This window comes from Corynebacterium cystitidis, assembly GCF_900187295.1.
Classification (GTDB): Bacteria; Actinomycetota; Actinomycetes; order Mycobacteriales; family Mycobacteriaceae; genus Corynebacterium; species Corynebacterium cystitidis.
The window spans coordinates 93,915-116,143 of the sequence record NZ_LT906473.1; the positions used below are offsets into that span (position 1 = coordinate 93,915).

The 22,229-nt window shown below is 56.4% G+C and carries 23 protein-coding genes; 15 read left to right on the forward strand and 8 right to left on the reverse strand.

Going from position 1 to position 22,229, the window contains the following annotated elements; translation table 11 throughout:
* The first annotated feature begins 1 nt into the window (after window position 1).
* The gene (locus tag CKV99_RS14150) at window positions 2-328 is read left to right on the forward strand and encodes an ApeA N-terminal domain 1-containing protein (protein ID WP_157728313.1); all 327 of its coding nucleotides are present in this window, start codon (window positions 2-4) and stop codon (window positions 326-328) included.
* A gap of 79 nt (window positions 329-407) precedes the next feature.
* Window positions 408-782 carry a hypothetical protein gene (locus CKV99_RS14155; protein ID WP_157728315.1) on the forward strand — a complete coding sequence of 125 codons (375 nt, stop codon included), beginning with the start codon at window positions 408-410 and terminating at the stop codon, window positions 780-782.
* A gap of 488 nt (window positions 783-1,270) precedes the next feature.
* Here the strand turns inward: CKV99_RS14155 and CKV99_RS00465 are convergent, their stop codons facing one another.
* Both CKV99_RS00465 and CKV99_RS15030 read right to left on the reverse strand, forming a co-directional pair.
* Window positions 1,271-1,573, reverse strand: a complete 303-nt coding sequence (locus CKV99_RS00465) for a type II toxin-antitoxin system Phd/YefM family antitoxin (protein WP_092259819.1) — start codon at window positions 1,571-1,573, stop codon at window positions 1,271-1,273.
* Window positions 1,574-1,761: 188 nt separating this feature from the next.
* A complete protein-coding gene (locus tag CKV99_RS15030; protein WP_197697200.1) occupies window positions 1,762-1,902 on the reverse strand; it encodes a ribbon-helix-helix protein, CopG family in 141 nt (46 codons plus the stop codon).
* Window positions 1,903-2,026: 124 nt separating this feature from the next.
* Here CKV99_RS15030 and CKV99_RS00470 point away from each other — a divergent pair, with 124 nt between their 5' ends.
* From CKV99_RS00470 to CKV99_RS14520, 9 genes are all read left to right on the forward strand, one after another.
* The gene (locus tag CKV99_RS00470) at window positions 2,027-3,205 is read left to right on the forward strand and encodes an AAA family ATPase (RefSeq protein ID WP_092259821.1); all 1,179 of its coding nucleotides are present in this window, start codon (window positions 2,027-2,029) and stop codon (window positions 3,203-3,205) included.
* The gene (locus tag CKV99_RS00475) at window positions 3,202-3,879 is read left to right on the forward strand and encodes a DUF4276 family protein (RefSeq protein WP_092259823.1); all 678 of its coding nucleotides are present in this window, start codon (window positions 3,202-3,204) and stop codon (window positions 3,877-3,879) included. Before CKV99_RS00470 ends, CKV99_RS00475 begins: the two co-directional genes overlap by 4 nt.
* 516 nt (window positions 3,880-4,395) lie before the next feature.
* Window positions 4,396-5,505, forward strand: a complete 1,110-nt coding sequence (locus CKV99_RS00480; RefSeq protein ID WP_092259825.1) for an ABC transporter substrate-binding protein — start codon at window positions 4,396-4,398, stop codon at window positions 5,503-5,505.
* Window positions 5,486-6,664, forward strand: coding sequence for a FecCD family ABC transporter permease (locus CKV99_RS00485; protein WP_092259827.1), 1,179 nt, complete (start codon window positions 5,486-5,488; stop codon window positions 6,662-6,664). The genes CKV99_RS00480 and CKV99_RS00485 overlap by 20 nt, the downstream gene beginning before the upstream one ends.
* Entirely contained in the window at window positions 6,657-7,421 is a 765-nt protein-coding gene (locus CKV99_RS00490) for an ABC transporter ATP-binding protein (protein WP_092259829.1), read from the forward strand. The genes CKV99_RS00485 and CKV99_RS00490 overlap by 8 nt, the downstream gene beginning before the upstream one ends.
* Window positions 7,418-8,059 carry a hypothetical protein gene (locus CKV99_RS00495; protein WP_092259832.1) on the forward strand — a complete coding sequence of 214 codons (642 nt, stop codon included), beginning with the start codon at window positions 7,418-7,420 and terminating at the stop codon, window positions 8,057-8,059. The genes CKV99_RS00490 and CKV99_RS00495 overlap by 4 nt, the downstream gene beginning before the upstream one ends.
* A complete protein-coding gene (locus tag CKV99_RS00500; protein ID WP_092259834.1) occupies window positions 8,052-8,735 on the forward strand; it encodes a hypothetical protein in 684 nt (227 codons plus the stop codon). Before CKV99_RS00495 ends, CKV99_RS00500 begins: the two co-directional genes overlap by 8 nt.
* Window positions 8,736-8,768: 33 nt before the next feature.
* Entirely contained in the window at window positions 8,769-9,869 is a 1,101-nt protein-coding gene (locus CKV99_RS00505; protein ID WP_092259836.1) for an ABC transporter substrate-binding protein, read from the forward strand.
* A gap of 4 nt (window positions 9,870-9,873) precedes the next feature.
* Window positions 9,874-11,277: a hypothetical protein gene (locus CKV99_RS14520; protein ID WP_177178130.1), complete on the forward strand. Its 1,404-nt coding sequence runs from the start codon at window positions 9,874-9,876 to the stop codon at window positions 11,275-11,277.
* Between the two features lies 1 nt (window position 11,278).
* Here CKV99_RS14520 and CKV99_RS00515 read toward each other — a convergent pair whose 3' ends face one another.
* From CKV99_RS00515 to CKV99_RS00530, 4 genes are all read right to left on the reverse strand, one after another.
* Window positions 11,279-12,052, reverse strand: coding sequence for a PRC and DUF2382 domain-containing protein (locus CKV99_RS00515; RefSeq protein WP_092259838.1), 774 nt, complete (start codon window positions 12,050-12,052; stop codon window positions 11,279-11,281).
* Window positions 12,049-12,549 (reverse strand): PRC-barrel domain-containing protein, encoded by a 501-nt coding sequence (locus CKV99_RS00520; protein ID WP_092259840.1) that lies wholly within the window; start codon window positions 12,547-12,549, stop codon window positions 12,049-12,051. Before CKV99_RS00520 ends, CKV99_RS00515 begins: the two co-directional genes overlap by 4 nt.
* Before the next feature lie 146 nt (window positions 12,550-12,695).
* A complete protein-coding gene (locus CKV99_RS00525) occupies window positions 12,696-13,502 on the reverse strand; it encodes a DUF2382 domain-containing protein (RefSeq protein ID WP_092259842.1) in 807 nt (268 codons plus the stop codon).
* A 341-nt stretch (window positions 13,503-13,843) separates the two neighbouring features.
* Window positions 13,844-14,773, reverse strand: coding sequence for a hypothetical protein (locus CKV99_RS00530; protein WP_092259844.1), 930 nt, complete (start codon window positions 14,771-14,773; stop codon window positions 13,844-13,846).
* 70 nt (window positions 14,774-14,843) lie between these two features.
* Between CKV99_RS00530 and CKV99_RS00535 the strand changes: the two genes are divergently transcribed.
* Together CKV99_RS00535 and purT are read left to right on the forward strand one after the other, a co-directional pair.
* Entirely contained in the window at window positions 14,844-16,133 is a 1,290-nt protein-coding gene (locus CKV99_RS00535; protein ID WP_092259846.1) for an adenylosuccinate synthase, read from the forward strand.
* 130 nt (window positions 16,134-16,263) lie between these two features.
* On the forward strand, window positions 16,264-17,466 hold the full coding sequence (gene purT / locus CKV99_RS00540) for a formate-dependent phosphoribosylglycinamide formyltransferase (protein WP_169872586.1): 1,203 nt from the start codon (window positions 16,264-16,266) through the stop codon (window positions 17,464-17,466).
* 7 nt (window positions 17,467-17,473) lie between these two features.
* Here purT and CKV99_RS00545 read toward each other — a convergent pair whose 3' ends face one another.
* Both CKV99_RS00545 and CKV99_RS00550 read right to left on the reverse strand, forming a co-directional pair.
* A complete protein-coding gene (locus CKV99_RS00545) occupies window positions 17,474-17,971 on the reverse strand; it encodes a GNAT family N-acetyltransferase (RefSeq protein WP_092259848.1) in 498 nt (165 codons plus the stop codon).
* 60 nt (window positions 17,972-18,031) lie between these two features.
* Entirely contained in the window at window positions 18,032-19,393 is a 1,362-nt protein-coding gene (locus CKV99_RS00550; protein WP_092259850.1) for an FAD-dependent oxidoreductase, read from the reverse strand.
* Window positions 19,394-19,609: 216 nt separating this feature from the next.
* Here CKV99_RS00550 and pta point away from each other — a divergent pair, with 216 nt between their 5' ends.
* A complete protein-coding gene (gene pta / locus CKV99_RS00555) occupies window positions 19,610-20,986 on the forward strand; it encodes a phosphate acetyltransferase (protein WP_092259852.1) in 1,377 nt (458 codons plus the stop codon).
* Window positions 20,986-22,182: an acetate kinase gene (locus CKV99_RS00560; protein ID WP_092259854.1), complete on the forward strand. Its 1,197-nt coding sequence runs from the start codon at window positions 20,986-20,988 to the stop codon at window positions 22,180-22,182. Before pta ends, CKV99_RS00560 begins: the two co-directional genes overlap by 1 nt.
* Window positions 22,183-22,229 lie beyond the last annotated feature (47 nt).

Below are 22,229 nucleotides of genomic sequence, written 5' to 3' on the forward strand. Positions count from 1 at the left end.
AATGCAGATGACCCTCACGACAGAACCTCATGAATGGGCTGGCTACTGGTATGTTCCAGGGGCCGAAAGAGACTCGCCAGGGAAACTCACCTTTACCCCAGGGGAAGGTTTTCTTCTCGAACTTTTGAGCGAGGGCTTCGGTCCGATGCACGTATACGGATTAGCGGAACCCAAAGTGGTTACCGGAACCGAACTAGTACAAACCGTCGGACCTGGAAACGACTATCACCCGATCATCTTCGGCACCGTAGGAACAACGAATCTGACTTTAAAGTACTGCTCCCGCAACGAGACGTTCAGATGGAAACGATACCTGCTTCCTGGATGAGCCCGAGTTCGGCCTCCATCCACTGGCCATTTCGCACTTTGTTTAGCTGCTTCGATCCGCCGCACGTGACCGCCGCATCGTGGTGGCCACGCAATCCGTCACCATGCTCAACCAGTTCTCCATTGATGAGGTTGTTATCGCCTCACGCCAGGCCGGAGCAACTGAATTACATCGGCCTGATGCTGATGCCTCCGAATACGAAGATTGGTTGGAAGATTACACGCTAGGCCAATTGTGGGAAACCAATGTCCTCGACGGCGGCTACCCGCGCTTCGAATCAGGAGCACCCCAAAAAACTCTGCCTGATATTAAACCTGCCCAGCCACGGTTGTCTTCGCCCGTAGGTGACAGAAAACACTTCACTCCTTACTGCGGGGGCTTCGTCCAGTGCTCGATAAGCAGCTGTTTAGCTTCGTCCTCGTTCAGGGTCTGGATCTTTTCCGAGGACAAGTGAAGTTGATTCTCGAGGGCCTCCACTAACCACGGTGGCAAAGCATGTGTTAGGGAAGGTTCTGGGTGAGCACCCACCCCGCCATAAAATCGTCCCAGCTCCTTGATAACGTCCGCTAAGGCCCGAGCGTGCGGGTGGCGGGATTCTTTTAATTGTCTTACCCGGTGGACGATCTCGTCATAAATCTCACTGTCTGCCCGGGCACCAACCGCCCAAATCTCCGCGATCTCCAAAACGGGTTGATGGGATTCGTCGGTGGTCTCCCTCCACACGATCCGGTAATCCCGGTTTCCTACGACTAATTTTCAGAAATCTACAAGTACGCCTAGCAACGGCTCTCCTACAGAAGGGGAACGATCCAGCAAGAGCATCTTCTTAAATACATCCCTGACGATCTGGGGGTGCCTCCTCTACAGTTGGCGCAGATCTGCGACAGCATCATCGGTTAGACGCACTCGGGCACGCAGTTGGGGAAGGTGGTCCATGTTTAATTAAAAGGTGGAGTTTTCGGACCCGAGTTCCGCCTCTAGCTCCGCCCGACTTAGACCGAAGGCTTCCATGGCCTGATCCAACTCGGTTCGGCCACCGGAATCGGAGGCTAAACGCACCATCACCAGCGCAGCGTCCCGAAGAAGTTCCCGCTCCTTGCGTAGCTGCGCCATTTCCTCAACCGAAACAATCTGCGCGACAATGCGCCCGTGACGGGATAAAGCGACCTGATCACTTGCCTCCGCCGAGGAGACCAAACCGGACACACCGATCCGTGAGGCCTCTGTGATCGTATATGTTTTCATGACATCAAGCTAGATAGATTTCTACATAGAATCAAGAAGCAGGACGAACGGCGCCTACCACCGTTCTCTCATCTCACGTAGACGGTCAGCTGAATCATATCCGAGACGCAACTCGCACTAGGGAACTTCATCTTAAGATTGGTTGTGTTGTAAGACATGTTTTCTAGCCGAAGTATGAAGCGATATTCTCACAAAACAGCCTCACGGATTAATTCAGAACGGCTGATATTCCGCTGCCTAACGCGAGCGACAAGCTCACCAATCTCTTCCGGGGGCGAAACGAACAGCGACGACTTGGCTGGGTGCAACACTGCGTTCCGGTCGACCACGCCCCATTGAAGAAATGTGTCAACGTCGTAGCTTTTTCTGCTTCAGGTACCCATTCCGCGATTTGCTGTGCCTGAACTCTCTTTCCGGCGCGGGGCTGTGGGGGAAGTTGGTAGGATCGCACATATGTCGGAAGAACAGCGCAGAGGATCACTCTCCCAGGTCCATGTGAAAGGATTTCGGTCCCTCCGAGACACCACCCTCGAACTCTCCAGCGAAGTCACGGTGCTAGCAGGGGCGAACGGATCCGGCAAGTCAAACGTCCTTCGCGCACTCGAGCTGATCGGCCAGCTTCCAGCCGGCAATATCCAGGAAACTCTCCTGCGATGGGGTGGATTTTCCCAACAACTTCACGTTGCACCAAGAGAAATAGACAATGCTGATCACATCGAGATTGAACTATGGGAGAAACCCCGCGAGGTTATTCGTGGACTGGTCCAAAATGGCTACGCGGTACGCCTCGACGAAGCCGCGAACGATGAATCACTACTCAAAGAAAAATTCTACTACTGGGACAAGGCATCCCATAGTGAGCCCTTTAGCCCAGACTGGGGGCGCGGACGAAAAGAATCTCGCCTTACGTCACCGGACCTCCCCTTTGACGACGGTACACCCGAAAATCGCGTCCGAATGTACGTCCGCCCACTGATTGAGGGCTTGCAGGCATTTCACTTCGATGACACTAGTTTGAATGCACCTCCCCTAACCAGCACCCTTGTTTCCGACAATGTGGAACTTGCCGACGATGCCTCCAACATCGCCGCTATTTTGCTGCACCTTCGGGAAACTGAACGGGACGCGTACGATTCCATAGTGTGGGCGGTGCGCGGAGTGGCTCCATTCTTTGACGATTTTGTCCTGCGCCCCATAGGCGACAGCATCCAGCTCCGCTGGAAGCAAAAGGGAGCACGGCAGGTACTTCCAGGAAATGCCCTCAGCTCCGGTACCCTGCGCTACCTCTGCCTCAGTGTGCTCCTGAACCAGCCGGAGCTTCCTCAAACTATCGTCCTGGATGAGCCTGAGCTCGGCCTCCATCCGTTGGCCATTTCGCATTTTGTTGAGCTGCTTCGATCCGCCGCCCGTGGTCGCAGCATCGTAGTAGCCACGCAATCCGTCACCATGCTCAACCAGTTCTCCATTGATGAGGTTGTTATCGCCTCGCGCCAGGCCGGAGCAACTGAATTACATCGGCCTGATGCCTCCGAATACGAAGATTGGTTGGAAGATTACACGCTAGGCCAATTGTGGGAAACCAATGTCCTCTACGGCGGCTACCCGCGCTTCGAATCGGGAGCGCCCCAATGAGTCATCGCCAAATTGCTATCATCTGCGAGGGGCAGACTGAACAGGCTTTCACTGAACAGATCCTGGGCCCCTACCTGGCCCAACGCTGCTATGGACGCAACATAATCCTCGATGTCTGCCCAACCATCGTGCACACCGGCGTTCTGGCTTCGGGTGCTATAGCCAAAGGTGGTGGCGACTGGCCAAAGTGGAAAGATCGAATCCAGAAAATCCTTGGCGGATCTCACTGGACAGTTGTCACCATGATGATGGACTACTACGGATGCCCTAAGAACATCCCAGGCCTTACAGGGAAACACTCCGCCACGGAGGTGGAACAATTAATTCGCGCAGAGTTTTCCGATCACCGCTTACTGCCGAACGTGATCCAATACGAGTTTGAAACACTCATTTGGGCTGCTCTCAGGAAGCATCCAAAGGGGCAAGGTTTCGACTGCTTTATACAAGAAGCCGAAAACCTCGCCCAACGGTACGAACCTGAAGAGATTAATTCCAATCCCGAAACAGCCCCATCCAAACGACTTGCTGCTGTTACAGGCCACGGGGTGAAGCCGTATCGCAAGATCGTGGACTCGCAGCGAATCCTGGGTGAAGTTGATTTCAACGATGTTGTTGAGCTGTGCCCCCGGTTTAAATCCTGGACTGATCGCTTAGTGGAGGAGTGCTGCGCGTAGCATATCCGCTCAGGCTAACCGTCTTGCATGTCGGCTCACTTTCACTCGAATTTGTCCGGCTGCCTAACCAATTCCCTTGCTCCGGTCCACATTGTCCAAGCGTGCAGCTATCCACCGAAGCACCCTGCGGGCCGTTCCGCATGAAACCGCCTTTTAGCCCCCATTCCTTCCTCAAAAATAAAGCACAGCAGGAAATCGTGGGCCACATGGCGTATCCGAAATTGTGGCAACCCGGGTCATGCTAAGCGGCTCGACGAGGGGCAGACCTGAGGTGCTGGCCCTTATTCCTTCTCCCGGACATAACACTCCTGCACTAAACGTGCACGAAACGACACTGACTAGCCGAAAAGCTTCGCGCCCATCTGCTCGTCGTAAAGCGCGGCAATTGATTTCCAATCGGACCCCAAACGGGGTCAACCCAACACGCTCGTATCAACCGAAAGTTGCCCCCAGGCTGCAGAAAAACTAAGGTAAGGCTACCCTAAATATTTGTCGCAAACTAGAAGGAGATTTCTGTTGAGGGCACCAAAACAGCTCACCGTAGCCGCACTAACGGCAGTAGCCCTACTCGCCACAAGTTGTGGCACGGAATCGGCATCGAATGATGAGGCCACAAACACTGATGCAGCCACCAAGATCGTCACTGATCAGCGCGGCGAAGACGTAGCCATTCCCACAGACGTGGAACGGATCGCGTCAGCGGTCATTCCAGCACCGACATTGATCGCAGCCCTGGACGGTTCCTGGGATCGGATTGCAGGGATCAACCAAGTCCTGATGAATTCCAATAAGCAGGGCATTGCAGCAAAGATTTTCCCGGAGTCACTTGAAACTCCGATCGTGTCCGATCAAAGCTTCACCCCAAATATGGAGACGTTGCTTGGCCTAGAACCGGACGTGTTCATCCAATGGGGTGACCGCTCCGATGACATCATCCAGCCGGTGGAAGCCGCTGGGATTGCCACCGTCGGTTTGGAGTACGGCACTCAAGAAGATCTGGAGACCTGGGTAGAGATTTTTGGCCAAGTGATTGGCAAGGAAGAACGCGCCCAAGAATTCCTTGACTACATGGAGGAAGAGAAAGAGGCAGTCACCAGCGGTGTGGCAGCTCTGAACGCCGACAAGGTGCGCGGCATCGAACTGAATTACGGCAGTGAGTCGATGACTGTTCGTACCCAGAAAGACTATGCGCATGACGTTTTTGAGGCAGTAGGCATTGAAAACATGGGGGCGCAAGCACCAACCTCGGATGGTGTGGTCAGCCCGGAACAGTTGTTGGCCTGGGACCCAGAAATCATTTTCCTCTCATCTTTCAGTGACACCACTCCGGATGACATCTACAATGATCCCCGTTTTGCCGATATCACTGCGGTCAAAGACAAGCGTGTGTACCGCACCCCGGTGGGCATGTTCCGCTGGCAGGTTCCGTGTGAGGAGGCACCCCTGTACTGGCACTGGGTAGCGGCGTTAACCTATCCGGGGGAGTACAAAGTTGATCTTCCTGAATTGATGAAGGAAAAGATTCAGTGGATGTACAACTATGAGCTCGAAGATGAGGACTATGACCTCATCCTGCGCACGGATATTAACAATGTGAGTGCGAATTATGACTACGTCACACAGTAAAAACTCCCCTAGCAGTGTGGAGGAAGGCTCTACGCTAGTCCCAGACACAGCAACCGAAAAATCTGTAGGCGACGGCGCGTCGCATTCTGGCACTGAGGCCGCGCGCAGAGATATTTCGGCGTCAAACCGTCGCGGCGGTCTCGTTCTGGCAATCACCGCTATCTTGCTTGTGGTGTTTGCGATTATTGCGATGGGTATCGGCCAACTTGGCATTTCACCCGTTGAAGTGCTCACCATTATTTACAAAGAACTCGGCGCGAAGCTGGGCCTCGCCACTGCCCATATCGAGGCAGATCAGGCGGAGATCGTGGCGATCACGCAAATCCGCGCGCCCCGGATTCTGTTAAGTATTCTGTTGGGCGGTGCTCTTGCAACTTCTGGTGCGGTGCTGCAGGCACTGTTCCGTAACCCGTTGGTGTCTCCCGATATTGTCGGTGTGTCTTCGGGCGCTTCTTTCGGTGGTGTTCTGGCAATTTTGCTGGGTTCCTCCAGCCTGCTGTTGATGGGAAGCTCTTTCCTTTTCGGGCTGACTGCTGTGCTGATCGTGATGCTGATTGGCCGGATCCGAACCAACTCACCCACGCTGACCATTGTGCTAGCCGGTGTGGTTGTGGCGGCGTTTTTCTCGGCCATGGTCTCGCTGATCACTTATGTAGCTGACCCGTACGAGAAGCTGCCATCGATTAATTTTTGGCTGATGGGTTCTTTCGCTTCCGCTACATGGTCAAAGTTGGCTGTTGCAGTCATCCCGATCGTGGTGGGTGTGATCGTCGTTCACGCGCTGCGCTGGCGGATTAACGTTTTGAGCCTTGGCGACGAAGATGCCCGCGCTTTGGGGCTGAATCCGTCGACAATGCGCTGGATATTGATCTTAACTGTTGCCCTGCTCACCGCCGCGTCTGTTTCAGCTGCTGGCGAAGTTGGGTGGGTTGGGTTGGTGATTCCCCACCTCGTTCGCATCCTGGTTGGTCATGATAACCGGGTTGTGCTTCCTGGATCGTTCCTTGTCGGTGGGCTCTACCTGTTGTTGATTGACACGATTGCGCGCACCGCCACCACTGTGGAGATCCCGATTGGCATTCTCACCGCATCAATTGGTGCGCCAGTGTTTATCTTCCTGCTGATTCAGCGTTCCAGAAAGGGGCAGTCCTTTGCTTAAGGTTAAAGGTCTCGGGCACGCCTACACTGATGATGACTATCTTTTCCGGGATGTGAATTTCACCTTGGAAGAGGGGGAATGTCTGGCGGTCTTAGGCCCCAATGCCCGGGGTAAGACCACAATGTTGACGTGTATTTCCGGGGTGCGTACGCCCCGGGAGGGTGAGGTTTCTTCTGATGGCCCGATTGGGTTTGTGCCCCAGTCTCATGCCGCGGCCCACCAGTTCACGGTCCATGAGATGGTGTTGATGGGCCGGGCGCGGAATCTCCGCCCGTGGTCCACGCCGTCGAAAGCAGATGTTAATGCCGCCTGGGATGCCCTTGAGCGTGTTGGCATTGAGAATTTCGGTGCCCGCACGTATGCAAATCTTTCGGGTGGTCAGCGTCAGCTGGTGTTGATCGCGAGGGCGTTGGTGGCTGAGCCGACCACGCTGATTTTGGATGAGCCAACGTCAGCGTTGGATTTGAATAATCAGCGTCGCGTGTTGTCGATCATCCAGGATTTGTGCGCAGAAGGGATGTCGTGTTTGTACACCACGCATGACCCCACCCATGCCTTTGTTACCTCGCGTAACACGATGGTGATGGATGCAGAAATTCTCTTGGGTGAAACAGCGAGCGTGCTTCTCGACGACACCCTATCCGAGCTTTACAAAACCCCGGTTCAGGTAAAAGAAGTGGAATTCAGCAAGGGCACACAAGCTGTGGTGCTGCCTGATTTCTCTGTTGCTATTGATGTCAGAGGAGGGCATTCATGAGCAAGGCTGTAGCACTGATTGGTAATGCTCCGGCGCGGCCGCTTTTCGACGATGTGACAGCTGTGGATGTTTATGATCTGCCACAGACTGATCTGGCCGGTTTTTCGGGTGTGTACGTGTCACAGTTTGTTGATCAACGCGCCCTCGCCACGCAACACGATCAGTTAAGTGAGTTTGTGCGCGCAGGTGGGAGGATGCTTTTCTGCGGACATCCTGTGCTTGATGTTGTAGAGAGCATTCCGAAGTATCGCAAGATGTCTTTCAGGAATGTGGCTGATATCGAGCTCAGCACGGTTAACCCCCATCCGATGTGGGAGGGTGTAGATAGTAAAGACGCCTTCTACCGCACCGGTGTGCCTGGTCAACACAGTTTTGAGCAGTTGCGCAAGATTGGTGTCGCCGGTTTTTATTCACGTGCCTACTTAGTTGATCTGCCGGATCAGGCCACCACGATTACTGGCATTGGCCCGTACCAGTTGCCGGTGGATGTTTCGTATTCCTTAGGCAGCGGTGAAGTCATTGTGCACAATGGCCTGGACCTGGTGATTTTCAACGAACCTGGCACCACCATTGCGGGATGGCCACGACGGATCTTTGACTACCTCGCAGGAGTAGAACCAGGAGGAAACCATGGCTAAACGCACTATTGCTTTCGTTCACACGGGATCTAACTATCATCTGACTACGCTGGCTGATCCTGCTTTGCAGGCCTATGACGTCACAGATGTCTATCTTCCTGAATATGCTGACAATGGTGGTGACTTCAGCGAGTTTGACAGTATCTATATTGCTTCGCGTAACCATCCGACGGTGATGGCGGAGCGAGGCGCGCTGCTTGCTGCCGCCTTGGATAGACCGGACACGAAAGTGTTTGTTGATGGTGTGGCCGAGATTAATGCTTGGTTGCCCGGCGTCCACGATGAGCCGCGCGGTTGTAATTTCTGGGGCTGGCGCCTTGGTGAGGATGTGGGTATCCGCAACTGCAATGAGGACCATCCGATGTGGCGCAACTATCTTTCAAACAAGGCGATGCACTGGCATTATCACGGTGTTCTCACCCCTCCTGCCGGTGCGGTTCCGCTGTTGAAGTTGGTGGAGCTGGATGAGCCGACCGGCCCCGGTGTGGATCCTTGGGGTACGTCCTATCTGGCGATTCCTGGCCACGACAATGTGCTGGCGTTCTACGACAATTCCACTTACGCGGCCGAAGTCATTGTGACTACGTTAGATGCCTCTTTCCATCATGGGCTCGGTTTTATGCCTGGGGCCACACAGTTAATGCTGCGCATGCTTGCGTGGCTGAACGATTCCTAAAGCTTCACAGCTTTTGATCACTAAAGGAGAATAATGAAACTCAACAAGCTGATTGCAAGCGTTGTTGGTTCTGCTTTGCTGCTTACCGGTTGTTCCAACGAGAGTTCAACCACTACTGAGACCACCCAGGCTAAGGGGACGATCACTGTCACCGATCAGCGAGGTGAAGAGATCACTATTGAAACCCCGGTGGAGCGTATCGCCTCGGCCGTTATTCCAGCTCCGACGATCATTGCCGCCGTCGATGGTTCCTGGGACCGCATTGTGGGGATCAATGAATCGCTTTTAAAGGCGAATCAGGAGGGAATCATCTCGCAGATCTTCCCCGCTTCAGTTTCCACCCCGGTGGTGTCAGACCGGCAGTTCACACCGAATATGGAAACGATTCTGTCGCAGGATCCAGATGTGTTCATTCAGTGGGGTGACCGCTCTGAAGACATCATTGCGCCGTTGGATAACGCTGGTATCCCCACCCTGGGTTTGGAGTACGGCACCCAGGAAGATCTGGAGACGTGGATTACGCTGTTCGGTGAAGTTCTGGGCAAGGAGGACCGCAGTGAGCGCCTGATTTCCTGGATGCATGAGGAGCAGGAGGCGGTTTCTGAACAGGTTGAAAGTTTAGGTAAGCCCAAGGTGCGCGGCTTGCAGATGAGCTATTCCGACGAGGCCATCAAAGTTGATACCGAGAAGCACTATGCGCAGCACGTGTTTGGCCTTGCCGGGGTAGAAAACATGGCCAGCTCAGCTGTTTCTCAAGATGGTGTTGTGTCTGCGGAGCAGATCTTGGACTGGGATCCGGAAATTATCTTCCTGTCTGCTTTCGATGAGGCTGTCCCGGATGATCTTTATAATGATCCGCGTTTGTCCGAGGTCACCGCGGTGAAAGAACGCCGCGTCTACCGCGCCCCGCTTGGTGTGTACCGTTGGCAGGTTCCCTCGGCCGAGTCCCCGCTGTACTGGAACTATGTGGCCGCGTTGGCCTATCCAGGTGAGTATGAGGTGGATTTGCCAAAGATGATGCGTGAAAATATCTCCTGGATTTTCAACTATGACTTGAGCGAGGAAGATATTGAGTTGATTTTGCGCACCGATATCAACAATGGCAGCGCGAACTACGATCTGGTAGCGCAGTAATCCGATGGTAGTAAGAGAAGTTGTCAACCGGCCAGTCAACGCCGACAACACCAAAGGCGGCAGCAACACCAGTGCCCCGATCAATGTGTATGATCTCGCAGCAACTGATTTGAGCAATGTTGCAGGGCTGATTATCAGCGGGGGCTGCGACCAAATTGAACTAAAGCGCAACGCAGAAAAGCTCACCTCCTGGGTCAACAATGGTGGGCGCCTGCTGGTTAATGGGCATCCGCGCCAGGTGTTCGTCGATAAGCTCCCGCAAATCCGTGCCTTGCAGTTCAAAGGTGTCAAGGATGTGTGGCTCAGCGCGGTCGAGCCCCACCCAATCTGGGAGGGCGTCGAGCGTAAGGATGTGTTGTTGCGCACCGGTGTGCCGGGGCATCATTGCTTCGAGGAGCTGCAACGTATCGGCGTGGCGGGGTTTTATGCCCACGCCTATTTGGCTGATCTGCCCGAGAACGCCTCTGTGATTACTGGTATTGGTGAGCACAGAATGCCGGTTGATGTCTCTTATCGCCTCGGTGCAGGCGAGGTGATTGTCCACGCTGGTAATGACTTGGGCTCTTTTCAGTATGAGGATAAGTCCACCCATGATTTACGCGCGCAGATCAATACCTACTTGGCCGGGGGCACTACAAGCAGCACCAATATGGTGCTCGCCGATGAGCATGCGCTTGCCGACGACGCCCCCACCGCCTCAGGTGTGCGCACAAGTACAGGCCGCATCGCTTTTATACACACCGGTTCCTATTTTCATCTGGCCACCGCGCACGACCCTGTCGTGCAGGCGCGCGAAGTTCAGCCAGTGTATTGGCCGGCATATGAGGGAGACTTCAGTGAGTTTGATGCGGTGTATGTAGCAGCGCGCTGCCACCCCGGGGTGATTGCGGAGAAGCATCCGCAGATTGTGAACTATCTCCAGAAGCCGGGGCGCAAAGTGTTCATTGATGGCATCGCACACGTCAATGAATGGCTACCAGGGACCACGGAGATCCCACGTGGCACAAACTTTTGGTCATGGCGCACTGGTGAGGACGTAGGTCGGCGCAGTGTGAACCAGGATCATCCGCTGTGGCGTGATTACCTCTCGCAGCGTTCCGTGCACTGGCACTACCACGGCGTACTTGCACCCCCAGAGGGTGCTACTGCGCTAGTGGTGTTGGTGCCGGTGGATACTGATCCGGCCAGTGAGCTTGGTATAGACCCATGGGGTACCGGCTATCTCGCTGTTGACGGTCATCCTAATGTTTTGCTGTATCACGATGCCGCTACCTTTGCCGCGGAATTGGTTGTTACCACGATGGATGCCTCATACCACCACGGTGCAGGCTTTATGCCGGGTGCGACACAGCTGCTGTACCGGATGCTGGCGTGGCTCGACTCTAGTGCTGTAGGTGCTCAGCGGTAGGTTAGCGCGTGACGTGCTCTTCACCATCAGTGTCGATGCGCTCCTTCGCCACATCTTCAGTGACGGTGGTGGTGTCACGCACGACCTCTTTGCGTAAAGTAACGCGCTCAACCGGAACAAGGTCCTTTTCCACCCGCACACGCTCTTCGAACAGCACCAGTGAGGCGGCACCGTCATCGAGTTGGCGGCGGGCGTCGTCGTCAAGCTCGGCGCGGTCCACAGCGCTGATGTAACCGGAGCTGTCGGTGATTGGTTCGCGCTCAACGCGGACTTCCTCGCGCCGCACCGTCACTTCGATGTTTTGGGTCTCCTCAACGATGTACTTACGCAGCACCACGCGCTCGGTGGGGTAGCGCTGCGTGTCAACATGGAGGCGTTCTTCTGAACGGATCAGGGTTGAGCGCTCAGTTGCGTGACCACGATCCTCCGTCTCACGTGCTGGGCGGTCTGTGGTTTCACCGAGGTTTGTTAAACCGTAGTGGCGGAAGAACGCAACTTTGTCGTCGTCGGTCAGCGCGGACGGGTCGTCGATATGTGGTGCGTCTTGGATGCGGTCCTTGGTGAACGGGACGGTGAGATCGGTGCCGTCGAGGAAGTGGCCAGCCAACGGAACAATCGAGCTGTTCATGCCAAATAAACCATGGTTGACTTCGATGAAATCGGGGCGGCCGGATGCGTCGTTGACGAATACGTCGCTGATGGCACCAAGCTTGTCACCGTTAGCGTCGTAGACGGTGGCGTTGGTCAGTTGCTCGATGGAGGAGGGAGTGCTCATAGCAGCCTTTCGGTGGGGTGTACGTGGTCGCTGTCTTGCTCGTGATCCTCAGCGGCACCAGCTTCGACGCGCTCGCGATCCGCATCAGCGTGGCTGTCGTCTAAAATCGTGCCACCTACGCCACGCTTCTCGCCAGTGCGGGACTGCGCTGGGCGGGCGTCTTTATAGCGGGTCACGTCCTCGAGGGTGTTCACCTGGTAGTGGCGGTAGAAGCTGTCGCGGTCAGTAGCTGAGAGGTGGCCGTCCTCGCCAAGCTCAGGTGCGTCTTTAATCCGATCTTTCTCGAAGGCGAGGTGGAGTTCACCGTCGCGGATGGTATGCCCGCGCAGCGGAACGATCGAATTATTGCGGCCGAACAGGCCGTGGCTGACATCAACAAAATCCGGCTGACCATCGCGGTCATTAAGAAAAACGTCATTAACGGCGCCTAGCTTATCGCCATTGGCATCGAAAGCTGTGGCATCCAGAAGAACATCAATCTCGTGAGTGTTGTCCATATTTTCTCCTTCAAAGGCGTGGGGAAACCCAGGGAAACCCATTTTAGTGATTTTCGCGACTCTAAGACATGCGTGCTTGGGTAGGGGAAAGCCCCCGGGAGGGCTGGTTCTAAGCCAGTGCCGGGGGCGTTTCGGGAAAGTGGGGCTTAGCGAGGGTCGCGGTTGTTCACACCATCAGTGTGCTCAGCCTCGATGCGCTCCTTAGCAACATCCTCGGTAACAGTCTCAGTGTCACGAACAACGTCCTTGTCCAGGGAAACCTTCTCAACGGGAACGGATTCCTTGGTCACATTGACGCGGTCTTCGTGCAGGGTCACAGATGCCTCGTCGCCACCCAGGTCCTGGCCGCGGAGGTTTGCTGCCTCAGCAGCGGAGATTGGTTTGCGCTCGACGCGGACCTCTTCGCGCTCCACTGGGACCTCCACGGTCTCGGTGCCGTGCTCAACGAACTTGCGCAGGGAGACTCGTCCGGTCTCTTCGCGGGTCTTGTCAACGTTGAGGCGCTCCTCGGAGCGAATCATGGTTGCGTCATCGTTGCTAACAGCTTCGCGGCGCTCGTGGTCAACTGCGCCTGGGGCGCCAGCAGCCACGCCTGCGGCGTTGTCAGCGTAACGTGCGGTGGTCTCAACGTTTTCCAGGCCGTAGTGGCGGTAGACCGCGTCCTGGTCCTCGTTGGTCAGGTGACCGTTCTCACCGATTTCTGGGGCATCCTTGATGCGATCCTTGGAGAAAGCGAGGTGTAGTTCACCGTCGCGCAGGGAGTGGCCACGCAGCGGAACGATGGAGTCGCTCATGTTGAACAGGCCGTGGTTAACGTCGACGAAGTCTGGCTGACCAGTTGCGTCGTTGATATAGACATCCTTGACGGAGCCGAGCTTGTCGCCCGAGTTGTCGTAAGCGGTTGCCGTAGCTAGGTCTTCGATGCGGTAGGTCTGGTTGTTTGGGTTAGTCATGTAATAACTCCTTGTAACTAATGTTGAAAATTTTTCTCCGCTCGCACCGCCTCCATAAGTTCGGAGTGCGTGGCGGAACATCATCCACTGTAGGTAGGTTCGCGAATTGCGGTTGTGGCTTAAAGCCAAGTTGAGCGAGTGTCCATAAAGTTTGCTGCATAGTTCCCTTAATTTCGGTACCATTGCCAGAAATCACGTGATGACAATCTTTTGACCTGCTGAAATGTATTGCATAAAGAGTGGTTTATAACCATTTAAAGTGTAAGGCAAGCTGTGATCCGGCTGCCCATTTTAAAGAAAAAATACCTAATGTGATATCGGTCACGCGAGCCATTTTGGGGTTACGGTCGAACCGCCTGCGTATCACGAAGATGGCGGTAAAACGTCACGCGTTTAACCGGCCGCGGATGGTCCACCCCATCAATCGTGATCAAAATATCCAGCCCGCCCGACTGCACCGCACGCCCGGTAAGCATGCGGGAGCCATCCACCTGGTTAGTCGCTACCGCCTGACTCCGCGCCCACCAGCGCAGACCGGGCGTAGTCAGCCAGGTCTGCAGTTGGCGTGGATTGCGTGACGACGCCCGGCCCTCGCTGACCCGCGGCGTGACCAAGGGAGCAGCCACAATCCCCGGCGCATCAGTCATGGGAACCAAGCGCGCGCCGAATTGGCCGAAGTGGCGTGCAGAATCGCCCTCATCAACCCGGTGGAGCAACACCTGGGAATCCACCACAATTTCCCCAATATATTCGCCGATACCACCGGCGGCAGGGCCGTCGTCGTCACGCGAAAAGCGGGTAAGGGTTGCTGAACCAGCCACCACAGAGGAAGTGTCTGTGCGGATGGTGGGCACAGGTTTCACCGCGCCACGTACCGCAACTTCCCACGCATTACTCTCGGTCAGCCCCCAGTTGATGGCTGCGGCTGAGGAGACATCGGTAGGGAGGTAGGCGACCTGCATCCACATGTAGTCGGCACGCATCATGCGGGTGAGAACAGCCGACAGGGCCGCGTCCGTACCGTGCACGATTACGCGGACCGGATCCTCAATAGGTTGGGGTGCCAGCTGCGGGGTGCCCATATGCGCCACATCGGGTTGTGCGGCGATCTCATCAAGGGAGGGAGTAGGATCGTGCGGCAGGATGTCGTCGGCAAGCGCGTCCAAGAAACGAAGATCTGCGCGCGACGGGACCTCGGGAAGCTCGACGGTTTCGATGTCTTCCGTGTCCGGGCGGAGCGGAACTCCACAAGAAAGCAAGATCAGGCGCATGTCGGTAGATCCTAGCGCGCCGGGTACAATAATCCCGGCACAAGTACTGAGTAGATCGGAAGTGATCACCATGGCTGCAATTGTCATCGTGGGCGCCCAGTGGGGCGACGAAGGCAAAGGTAAAGCAACGGACATCCTGGGCGGACTGGTCGACTATGTGGTAAAGCCTAACGGTGGTAATAACGCTGGGCACACCGTGGTTGTCGGCGGCGAAAAGTATGAGCTGAAGCTGCTGCCGGCAGGCGTGCTCAGTGAAAATGCCACCCCGATTTTAGGCAACGGTGTGGTGATCAACCTAGAGGCACTCTTCGAAGAGATTGACGGGCTGGAGTCGCGCGGTGCGGACGCATCCCGCCTGCGTATCTCGGCGAACGCACACCTGGTGGCGCCGTACCACCAGACGTTGGACCGCGTGCAGGAGCGCTTCCTCGGCAAGCGGGCGATCGGCACCACCGGCCGTGGTATTGGCCCGGCATATTCTGACAAGGTGGGCCGCGTGGGCCTGCGTGTGCAGGATATTTTCGACGAGTCTATCCTGCGCCAGAAGATCGAATCCGCACTGGACGTGAAAAACCAGATGCTGGTGAAGATGTATAACCGCAAAGCTATCGAAGCCGAGAAAATGGTGCAGTACTTCCTGGGCTACGCCGATCGCTTAAAACCGATGGTGATTGACTCCGAGTACGTCCTGAACAAGGCTCTCGACGAAGGTAAACACGTGCTCATGGAAGGCGGCCAGGCAACCATGCTGGACGTGGACCACGGCACCTACCCGTTTGTCACCTCCTCAAACCCCACTGCCGGTGGTGCGTGTGTGGGCGCGGGTATTGGCCCGACCAAGATTACAACCAGCCTGGGCATCATTAAGGCGTATACCACGCGCGTGGGTGCGGGCCCGTTCCCCACCGAATTGTTTGATAAGTGGGGCGAGTACCTGCAAACTACCGGCGGCGAGGTGGGCGTGAACACCGGCCGTAAGCGCCGCTGCGGCTGGTATGACAGTGTGATTGCCCGCTACGCGTCGCGTGTGAACGGTTTTACCGACTATTTCCTGACCAAGTTGGATGTGCTCACTGGCATCGGTGAGATCCCGATCTGCGTGGCCTACGACGTGGACGGCAAGCGTTTCGACGACATGCCCCTGACCCAGACCGATTTCCACCACGCGGAACCCATTTTTGAAACCATGCCGGCCTGGGAGGAAGACATTACCGGCTGCCGCACGTTCGAGGAGCTGCCACAGAAAGCCCAGGATTACGTGCTGCGCCTCGAGGAGCTTTCCGGTGCCCCGATTAGTTATATCGGTGTGGGCCCTGGACGCGATCAAACGATCGTGCGCCGCGATGTGATGAAGCGTTAGGATTGTCGCAGCGTCGAGAAGCGTAATGCCCTCCCGCCTACGCGGTTGAGCTTATCGACGGTACCCGCCTGACCCCGCGATAGCCGGGGGCCGGGCGGCGCTTTCAGGTGTCTATGGGATAATGCTGGGTATGCGCAACCCATCTCTTGGTACCCCCATGACCAATAACGCCACGAAGGTTTTGTTGTTGGGCAGCGGTGAAATAGGCAAGGAACTGACGTTGTCTTTCCAGCGGCTCGGTCTGGAAGTCCACGCCGTGGACCGGTACGAGCACGCTCCCGCCCACCAATCCGCGCACTACTCTTATATCGCGGATATTTGTGACCCGCAGCAGGTGGAAATGCTGATTGACAAGGTGCAGCCGGATTTCATCGTGCCGGAGATTGAGACGGTGGCAACTGAAGCTCTGCGTCGCGCAGAGGAGGATGGCCGCGCAGTTGTCGTGCCTACGGCTAAAGCCTGCGAACTGACGTTGTCGCGCGAAGGGATCCGTCGGGTTGCGTCCGAAGAATTGGGCTTGCCGACGACCGCCTACCGCTTCGCAGCAACCGTGGAAGAGGCGCAGGACGCGGCAGAGGAACTAGGGTTTCCGTGCATTGTGAAACCGGCGATCTCTACCTCGGGCCGTGGACATACCTTAGTTGAAGCTCCCGAAGAGATTGAACGGGCGTGGCATGATGCTTTTGAGCCGCACTCAATAGATCCGCAGGTGGTGGTGGAGCGTTTTGTGAACTTTGATTACGAAGTCACTATCTTGGCCGTCCGCTCCATTGATCCAAATACAGGTGAGTTAGCTACCTGGTTCTGCGAGCCGATCGGCAAGCGACATTCCCTTGGCCGGCTGGTGGAATTCTGGCAGCCAGCGCCAATGAGTGAAGGCGCAATGGATAATGCTCGGTCCATGGCCGCACGGATCACTAACGCGCTGGGTGGGCGCGGCGTGTACGGTGTTGAACTTTTCGTGGCAGGTGATGACGTCTACTTTTCTTCCGTCACCCCGCGCCCCCACGACACAGGTGCGCTGACCACCTCCACGCAACGCTTCTCCGAGTTTGATCTGCACGCGCGGGCCATCATGGGCTTGCCGATTGATGTGACACTGACCTCGCCGGGGGCAGCACGGTTTGTGCATTCGTCGGAAAGCCTCGACACCGTCAGCTACCTCGGAGTGTCCACCGCATTGGCCGTTCCAGAAACAGAGGTGCGGCTCTTCGGCAAGCCGAACGCCTACCCTGGGCGGCGCATGGGGATCGTCGTGTCCACCGCTGACACCATCGGGCAGGCGCGGCAACGGGCGGAGGCTGCCGACCGCGTGATCACAGTCGGGCCTTGATTTTCGGCTACTTCACGGGGTTTTTCAGAATGTACTGCGCAAGTTTCGCCGAGGTCAAGCGCATCTTCTGGTGAGGTGCTCCCGTGTCCTCGTACTGTTCGCCTTCGGCTTCAAATCCGAAGTCCGCGTAATAATCCGTCAGCTTCGCCTGTGCCTCGAGCGTGATGTCCTTTCCTGGATAATTCTCATAGGCGTACTTCAGTGCGCTACGAACCACCTTGCCCGCGAGGCCTGTGCCGCGGTATTCGGGCTTGACGACGAGACGGCCGAAGACCATTTCAGCGTCGCTAGGGAAGATGCGCGCAACACCCATCACCTCGGTGTGGGGACCGTCGGGACGCCAGGCTAGGACGTGGCGGGTGTCCTGGTGTGCGTCGGCATCATCAATTTCTGCGTACGGAGTTTTCTGCTCGTGGACGAAAACGTCGACGCGCAGCTTGTACATGGAATGAATTTCGAAAGGGGAGAGGTCCGCTAGGCGGAGGACAGACAGCATTGTTTTCATATGCTCAACGATACCCTGTACGCATTTGGTTTGCCCTATGGTTGCGATAAGATCGCACGCTTAGCCCTTGGGGTGAGCGTGTTTGACCATTTCCGCCCACTCAACAATCTTCTTCCGCTCACGTCCCTCTGCTTCACCCAGCTTGCGCTCGGCCGCATCCAGGCTGTACCAGCCATCCCACGTGGTAATGGGGATCTCGCGCTCCTCTAAGAAGTCGAGGATGTCCTGCGGGTCGCGCTTTTGCGCCGTGGCGAGCTTGCCGGCGTGGTAATCGTTGAGAAGCATCGCGGTGGTGTCCTTTGCGTCGGACTTGGTGTTGCCAATCAGGCCAACGGGTCCGCGCTTGATCCAGCCGGTGGTGTACAGACCGGGAACGATCTCGCCCCCTGGTTCGGTCAGCACGTGGCCATTGTCGTTGGGCATAACAGAATTCTGTTCGTCAAAAGGCACACCTTCGACACCCTGCGGGCGGTAACCTACCGCACGGTACACAGCCTGTACGTCCCAGGTGTTGTACTTGCCGGTCCCCTTCACGCCACCGTTGCCGTCAAGCTCGGTGCGCTCGGTCTTGAAACCGACAACCTTGCCGTCTTCGCCGAGGATCTCTACGGGGGATTCGAAGAAGTGGATATAAATCTTGTGTGGTGCTTCCTTCGGGTCGCGCATGGCGTAGCCCTCCAGTACCTGGCACACTAGGTCGGTTGCCTTGGTTTCGCGGCGGGCCTTCACGCTGGCCTCGTCGTAATCAATGTCTTCCGGATCGACAATGACCTCGATGGTGTCGGACTGGTCCAGCTCTTTGAGCTCCTGTGGAGTGAACTTCGCCTGCGCTGGGCCACGGCGGCCAAAGATGTGGACTTCTTTCGCGGCGTTTTTAGCCAGGTTGTCGTAGACGTTGTCTGGGATCTCGGTGACCTTCAGCTCATCGGCGGTCTTTGCCAGAATACGCGAAATATCCAGGGCAACGTTGCCCACACCCACTACGGCAACTTTTTCTGCAGACAGGTCCCAGTCGCGGGTGAAGTCAGGGTTGCCGTCGTAGAAACCAACAAACTCGCCGGCCCCAAAGTGGCCGTCCAGGTCCGCGCCTGGGATTGGCAGGTCCTTGTCGGCGGTAGCGCCAGTGGCAAACACGATGGCATCATAAAACTCTCGCAGCTCATCCACGGTGACATCCTGGCCGACGTTCACATTGCCAATCAGGCAGATCTCTTCGCGGTCCAACACGTTGTGCAGGCTCTTGATAATGCCCTTAATGCGAGGGTGGTCAGGCGCGACACCATAGCGGATCAGGCCGAACGGGGCGGGCATGCGCTCAAACAGGTCAACCTGTACGTCGACATCGGACTTAGTGAGCAGGTCGGAGGCGTAAATGCCGGCTGGGCCGGAGCCGACGACTGCAACGCGAAGCGGAGTATTCATGTAATTCCTTTACTTTCTTTACGCTAATGTGTTCTAAATCGGATTTACGCAGACTAGTGTATAGGGTACTGCGTCAATGGCGGAATGTGACCTTATTTTGGGCTGTCAGGTGCCCCGAATCCCGCTAGACTGGGGCGATGAACCTGCAAGCGCGACGAACACCGACGAGACGAACACCGACGAGACGAACACCGACGAAAGGTAAAGGTAAGGCCCATGGCAGATAAGCGATCAGCACTGATCACCGTCATTAACCGCAACTTTGAGGGCATCAACCTCGAAGCTCTTGCTCAGCAGCACGATTTGAACCTGATCCGTCTGTACGATTACAACGATTCTGTGGGTGACATTTACGCGGCGAAGCCCCTGGCTGATGGCCCCGCACTGGTGGTGGGTACCGGCAGCCTCACTTTCGACGGCGATGTTGCTGCGGCCCTAGGCATTCCGCTGATCATGGTGACTGACGGTGATCAGCGTCGCTCGAATCTTGCCGCACAGCGTGTGGCTGAGTTGGGCGCTGTTGTTGCGGATACCGTCACCGAGCACGAGCTTAACGACGAAGCCCGCTTTGCTAACGCACTAGCTATCAAGGCCCCCACCGTGATTTCTGAGCCCGTGTTTCAAGCCCAGCTGCTGGAACGCGCGAAGGCTGTAGGCTCTCACATTGTTCTGCCGGAGGGCGAAGATGATCGCATTCTTACTGCCGCTGATCAGCTGCTACGCCAGGGGATCGCCACACTCACCATCCTCGGCGATCCTGCGTCGATGCAGGCGCGGGCCGACGACCTCGGCTTGGATCTGTCTGCCGCGACACTGCTGGACTACAAGAATTCTGAGCTACTGGACCAGTTCGCTGCGAAGTTCTATGAACTGCGTCAGCACAAGGGCATTTCTGAAGTAGATGCGCGCAAGGCTGTTGAGGACGTTTCTTACTTCGGAGTGATGATGGTGCAGGAAGGCCTCGCCGACGGCATGGTTTCCGGTGCCGTTAACACGACTGCTGCCACCCTGCGCCCAGCGCTGCAGGTGATCAAGACTACTCCGGAGGCCTCAGTGGTGTCGTCGATCTTCCTGATGGTCATGCGCGACCGCCTGTGGGCATTTGGTGACTGTGCGGTGAACCCGAATCCTACGGCAGAACAGCTCGGCGAGATCGCTGTGGTGTCTGCGCGTACCGCCTCACAGTTCGGGATTGATCCCAAGGTTGCTATCTTGTCCTACTCCACGGGTAGTTCCGGTGCGGGCCCAGACGTAGAGCGTTCCGTTGCCGCTCTGGAGAAAGCCCGCGAGCTGAACCCTGAGCTGGCTGTGGACGGCCCACTGCAGTTCGACGCCGCCTGCGACCCAGGAGTTGCGGCGCGCAAGATGCCTGAATCTCCTGTTGCAGGGCATGCGAATGTGTTCGTGTTCCCTGACCTGGAGGCGGGCAACATCGGCTATAAAACGGCGCAGCGTACCGGTGGTGCGCTGGCGGTGGGCCCGATCTTGCAGGGCCTGAATAAGCCGGTCAATGACCTGTCCCGCGGTGCTACTGTCCCGGATATTGTCAACACCGTTGCGATTACCGCAATTCAGGCTGGAGGTTCCAACTAATGGCGTATGCACTGGTAATTAACTCGGGGTCGTCGTCGATTAAGTTCCAGATCGTCGACCCTGCAGCAACTGCTTCAGATGCCCCGTTTGTTTCTGGTGTTGTGGAGCAGATCGGTGAACCCCAGGGGCGCCTGACGGTCAAGGTCAACGGCGAAAAGCATGCTGTGCAACAGCCTATCGCAAACCACACTGTTGGTTTGGAAACGTCCATGCGAATGCTGAATGATTTAGGTTGTGGCCCAACCCAGGTTGACATCGCCGCAGTTGGCCACCGCGTCGTCCACGGCGGCATGGTGTTCTCGGCCCCGGAGCTGATTAATGATCAGGTTGTGTCAATGATCCGCGACCTGATCCCGCTGGCACCATTGCACAACCCTGCAAACATCGACGGTATTGAGGTGGCCCGCCAGATCCTGCCGGACATTCCCCACGTTGCCGTGTTTGATACTGGTTTCTTCCGGGATCTCCCACCAGCTGCGGCGATTTACGCCATCAATGCTGAGGTTGCAACCCAGAACCAGGTGCGCCGCTACGGATTCCATGGCACCAGCCATGAGTTCATCTCGGAGCAGGTGCCACCACTGCTGAAACGACCGAAGGAATCCTGCAACCAGATTGTGCTGCACTTGGGCAATGGCGCTTCTGCATCTGCCATTAAGGACGGCAACCCGATCGATACCTCCATGGGCTTGACCCCACTGGCGGGACTTGTGATGGGTACGCGCTGTGGCGACATTGATCCCGGCATCATCTTCCACCTCGCCCGCAACGGTGGCATGAGTATTGATGAGATCGACGCGCTGCTCAACCGCGAATCTGGTGTGAAGGGCCTGTCCGGTGTGAACGACTTCCGTGACCTGCACCGCATGATTGAAGAAGACGAAGACGAAAACGCCTGGCTGGCCTACACCGTGTACATTCACCAGCTGCGACGCATGATCGGCGCGTACATGATTGCGTTAGGCCGCGTTGATGCCATCACCTTTACCGCTGGTGTGGGCGAGAATGATCACCGTGTTCGTCGTGACGCGCTGGCCGGCCTGCAGCACTACGGCATCAAGGTTGATCCGGAGCGCAACGAGACGCGTGCCGACGGTGCCCGCCAGATTTCTACTGACGATTCGACCATCCGCGTGTTCGTGGTTCCCACCAATGAGGAGCTGGCGATCGCGCAGAAAGCGATCAAGTTTGCTTAAGCACTAGCTCAACCGGACTAGGCCCGGGCTCGGCCCGGATTAGGCCC

What these genes read in the sequence shown, in the direction of transcription:
- CKV99_RS00560 (WP_092259854.1), top strand. Translation starts at nt 20,986, where the DNA reads ATGGCGTATGCACTGGTAATTAACTCGGGGTCGTCGTCGATTAAGTTC.
- CKV99_RS00485 (WP_092259827.1), top strand. Translation starts at nt 5,486, where the DNA reads ATGACTACGTCACACAGTAAAAACTCCCCTAGCAGTGTGGAGGAAGGC.
- CKV99_RS00470 (WP_092259821.1), top strand. Translation starts at nt 2,027, where the DNA reads ATGTCGGAAGAACAGCGCAGAGGATCACTCTCCCAGGTCCATGTGAAA.
- CKV99_RS00525 (WP_092259842.1), bottom strand. Translation starts at nt 13,502, where the DNA reads ATGACTAACCCAAACAACCAGACCTACCGCATCGAAGACCTAGCTACG.
- CKV99_RS00520 (WP_092259840.1), bottom strand. Translation starts at nt 12,549, where the DNA reads ATGGACAACACTCACGAGATTGATGTTCTTCTGGATGCCACAGCTTTC.
- CKV99_RS00515 (WP_092259838.1), bottom strand. Translation starts at nt 12,052, where the DNA reads ATGAGCACTCCCTCCTCCATCGAGCAACTGACCAACGCCACCGTCTAC.
- CKV99_RS00505 (WP_092259836.1), top strand. Translation starts at nt 8,769, where the DNA reads ATGAAACTCAACAAGCTGATTGCAAGCGTTGTTGGTTCTGCTTTGCTG.
- CKV99_RS00545 (WP_092259848.1), bottom strand. Translation starts at nt 17,971, where the DNA reads ATGAAAACAATGCTGTCTGTCCTCCGCCTAGCGGACCTCTCCCCTTTC.
- CKV99_RS00530 (WP_092259844.1), bottom strand. Translation starts at nt 14,773, where the DNA reads ATGCGCCTGATCTTGCTTTCTTGTGGAGTTCCGCTCCGCCCGGACACG.
- CKV99_RS00535 (WP_092259846.1), top strand. Translation starts at nt 14,844, where the DNA reads ATGGCTGCAATTGTCATCGTGGGCGCCCAGTGGGGCGACGAAGGCAAA.
- CKV99_RS14520 (WP_177178130.1), top strand. Translation starts at nt 9,874, where the DNA reads ATGGTAGTAAGAGAAGTTGTCAACCGGCCAGTCAACGCCGACAACACC.
- CKV99_RS14150 (WP_157728313.1), top strand. Translation starts at nt 2, where the DNA reads ATGCAGATGACCCTCACGACAGAACCTCATGAATGGGCTGGCTACTGG.
- pta (WP_092259852.1), top strand. Translation starts at nt 19,610, where the DNA reads ATGGCAGATAAGCGATCAGCACTGATCACCGTCATTAACCGCAACTTT.
- CKV99_RS00550 (WP_092259850.1), bottom strand. Translation starts at nt 19,393, where the DNA reads ATGAATACTCCGCTTCGCGTTGCAGTCGTCGGCTCCGGCCCAGCCGGC.
- CKV99_RS00465 (WP_092259819.1), bottom strand. Translation starts at nt 1,573, where the DNA reads ATGAAAACATATACGATCACAGAGGCCTCACGGATCGGTGTGTCCGGT.
- purT (WP_169872586.1), top strand. Translation starts at nt 16,264, where the DNA reads ATGCGCAACCCATCTCTTGGTACCCCCATGACCAATAACGCCACGAAG.
- CKV99_RS00475 (WP_092259823.1), top strand. Translation starts at nt 3,202, where the DNA reads ATGAGTCATCGCCAAATTGCTATCATCTGCGAGGGGCAGACTGAACAG.
- CKV99_RS00500 (WP_092259834.1), top strand. Translation starts at nt 8,052, where the DNA reads ATGGCTAAACGCACTATTGCTTTCGTTCACACGGGATCTAACTATCAT.
- CKV99_RS00495 (WP_092259832.1), top strand. Translation starts at nt 7,418, where the DNA reads ATGAGCAAGGCTGTAGCACTGATTGGTAATGCTCCGGCGCGGCCGCTT.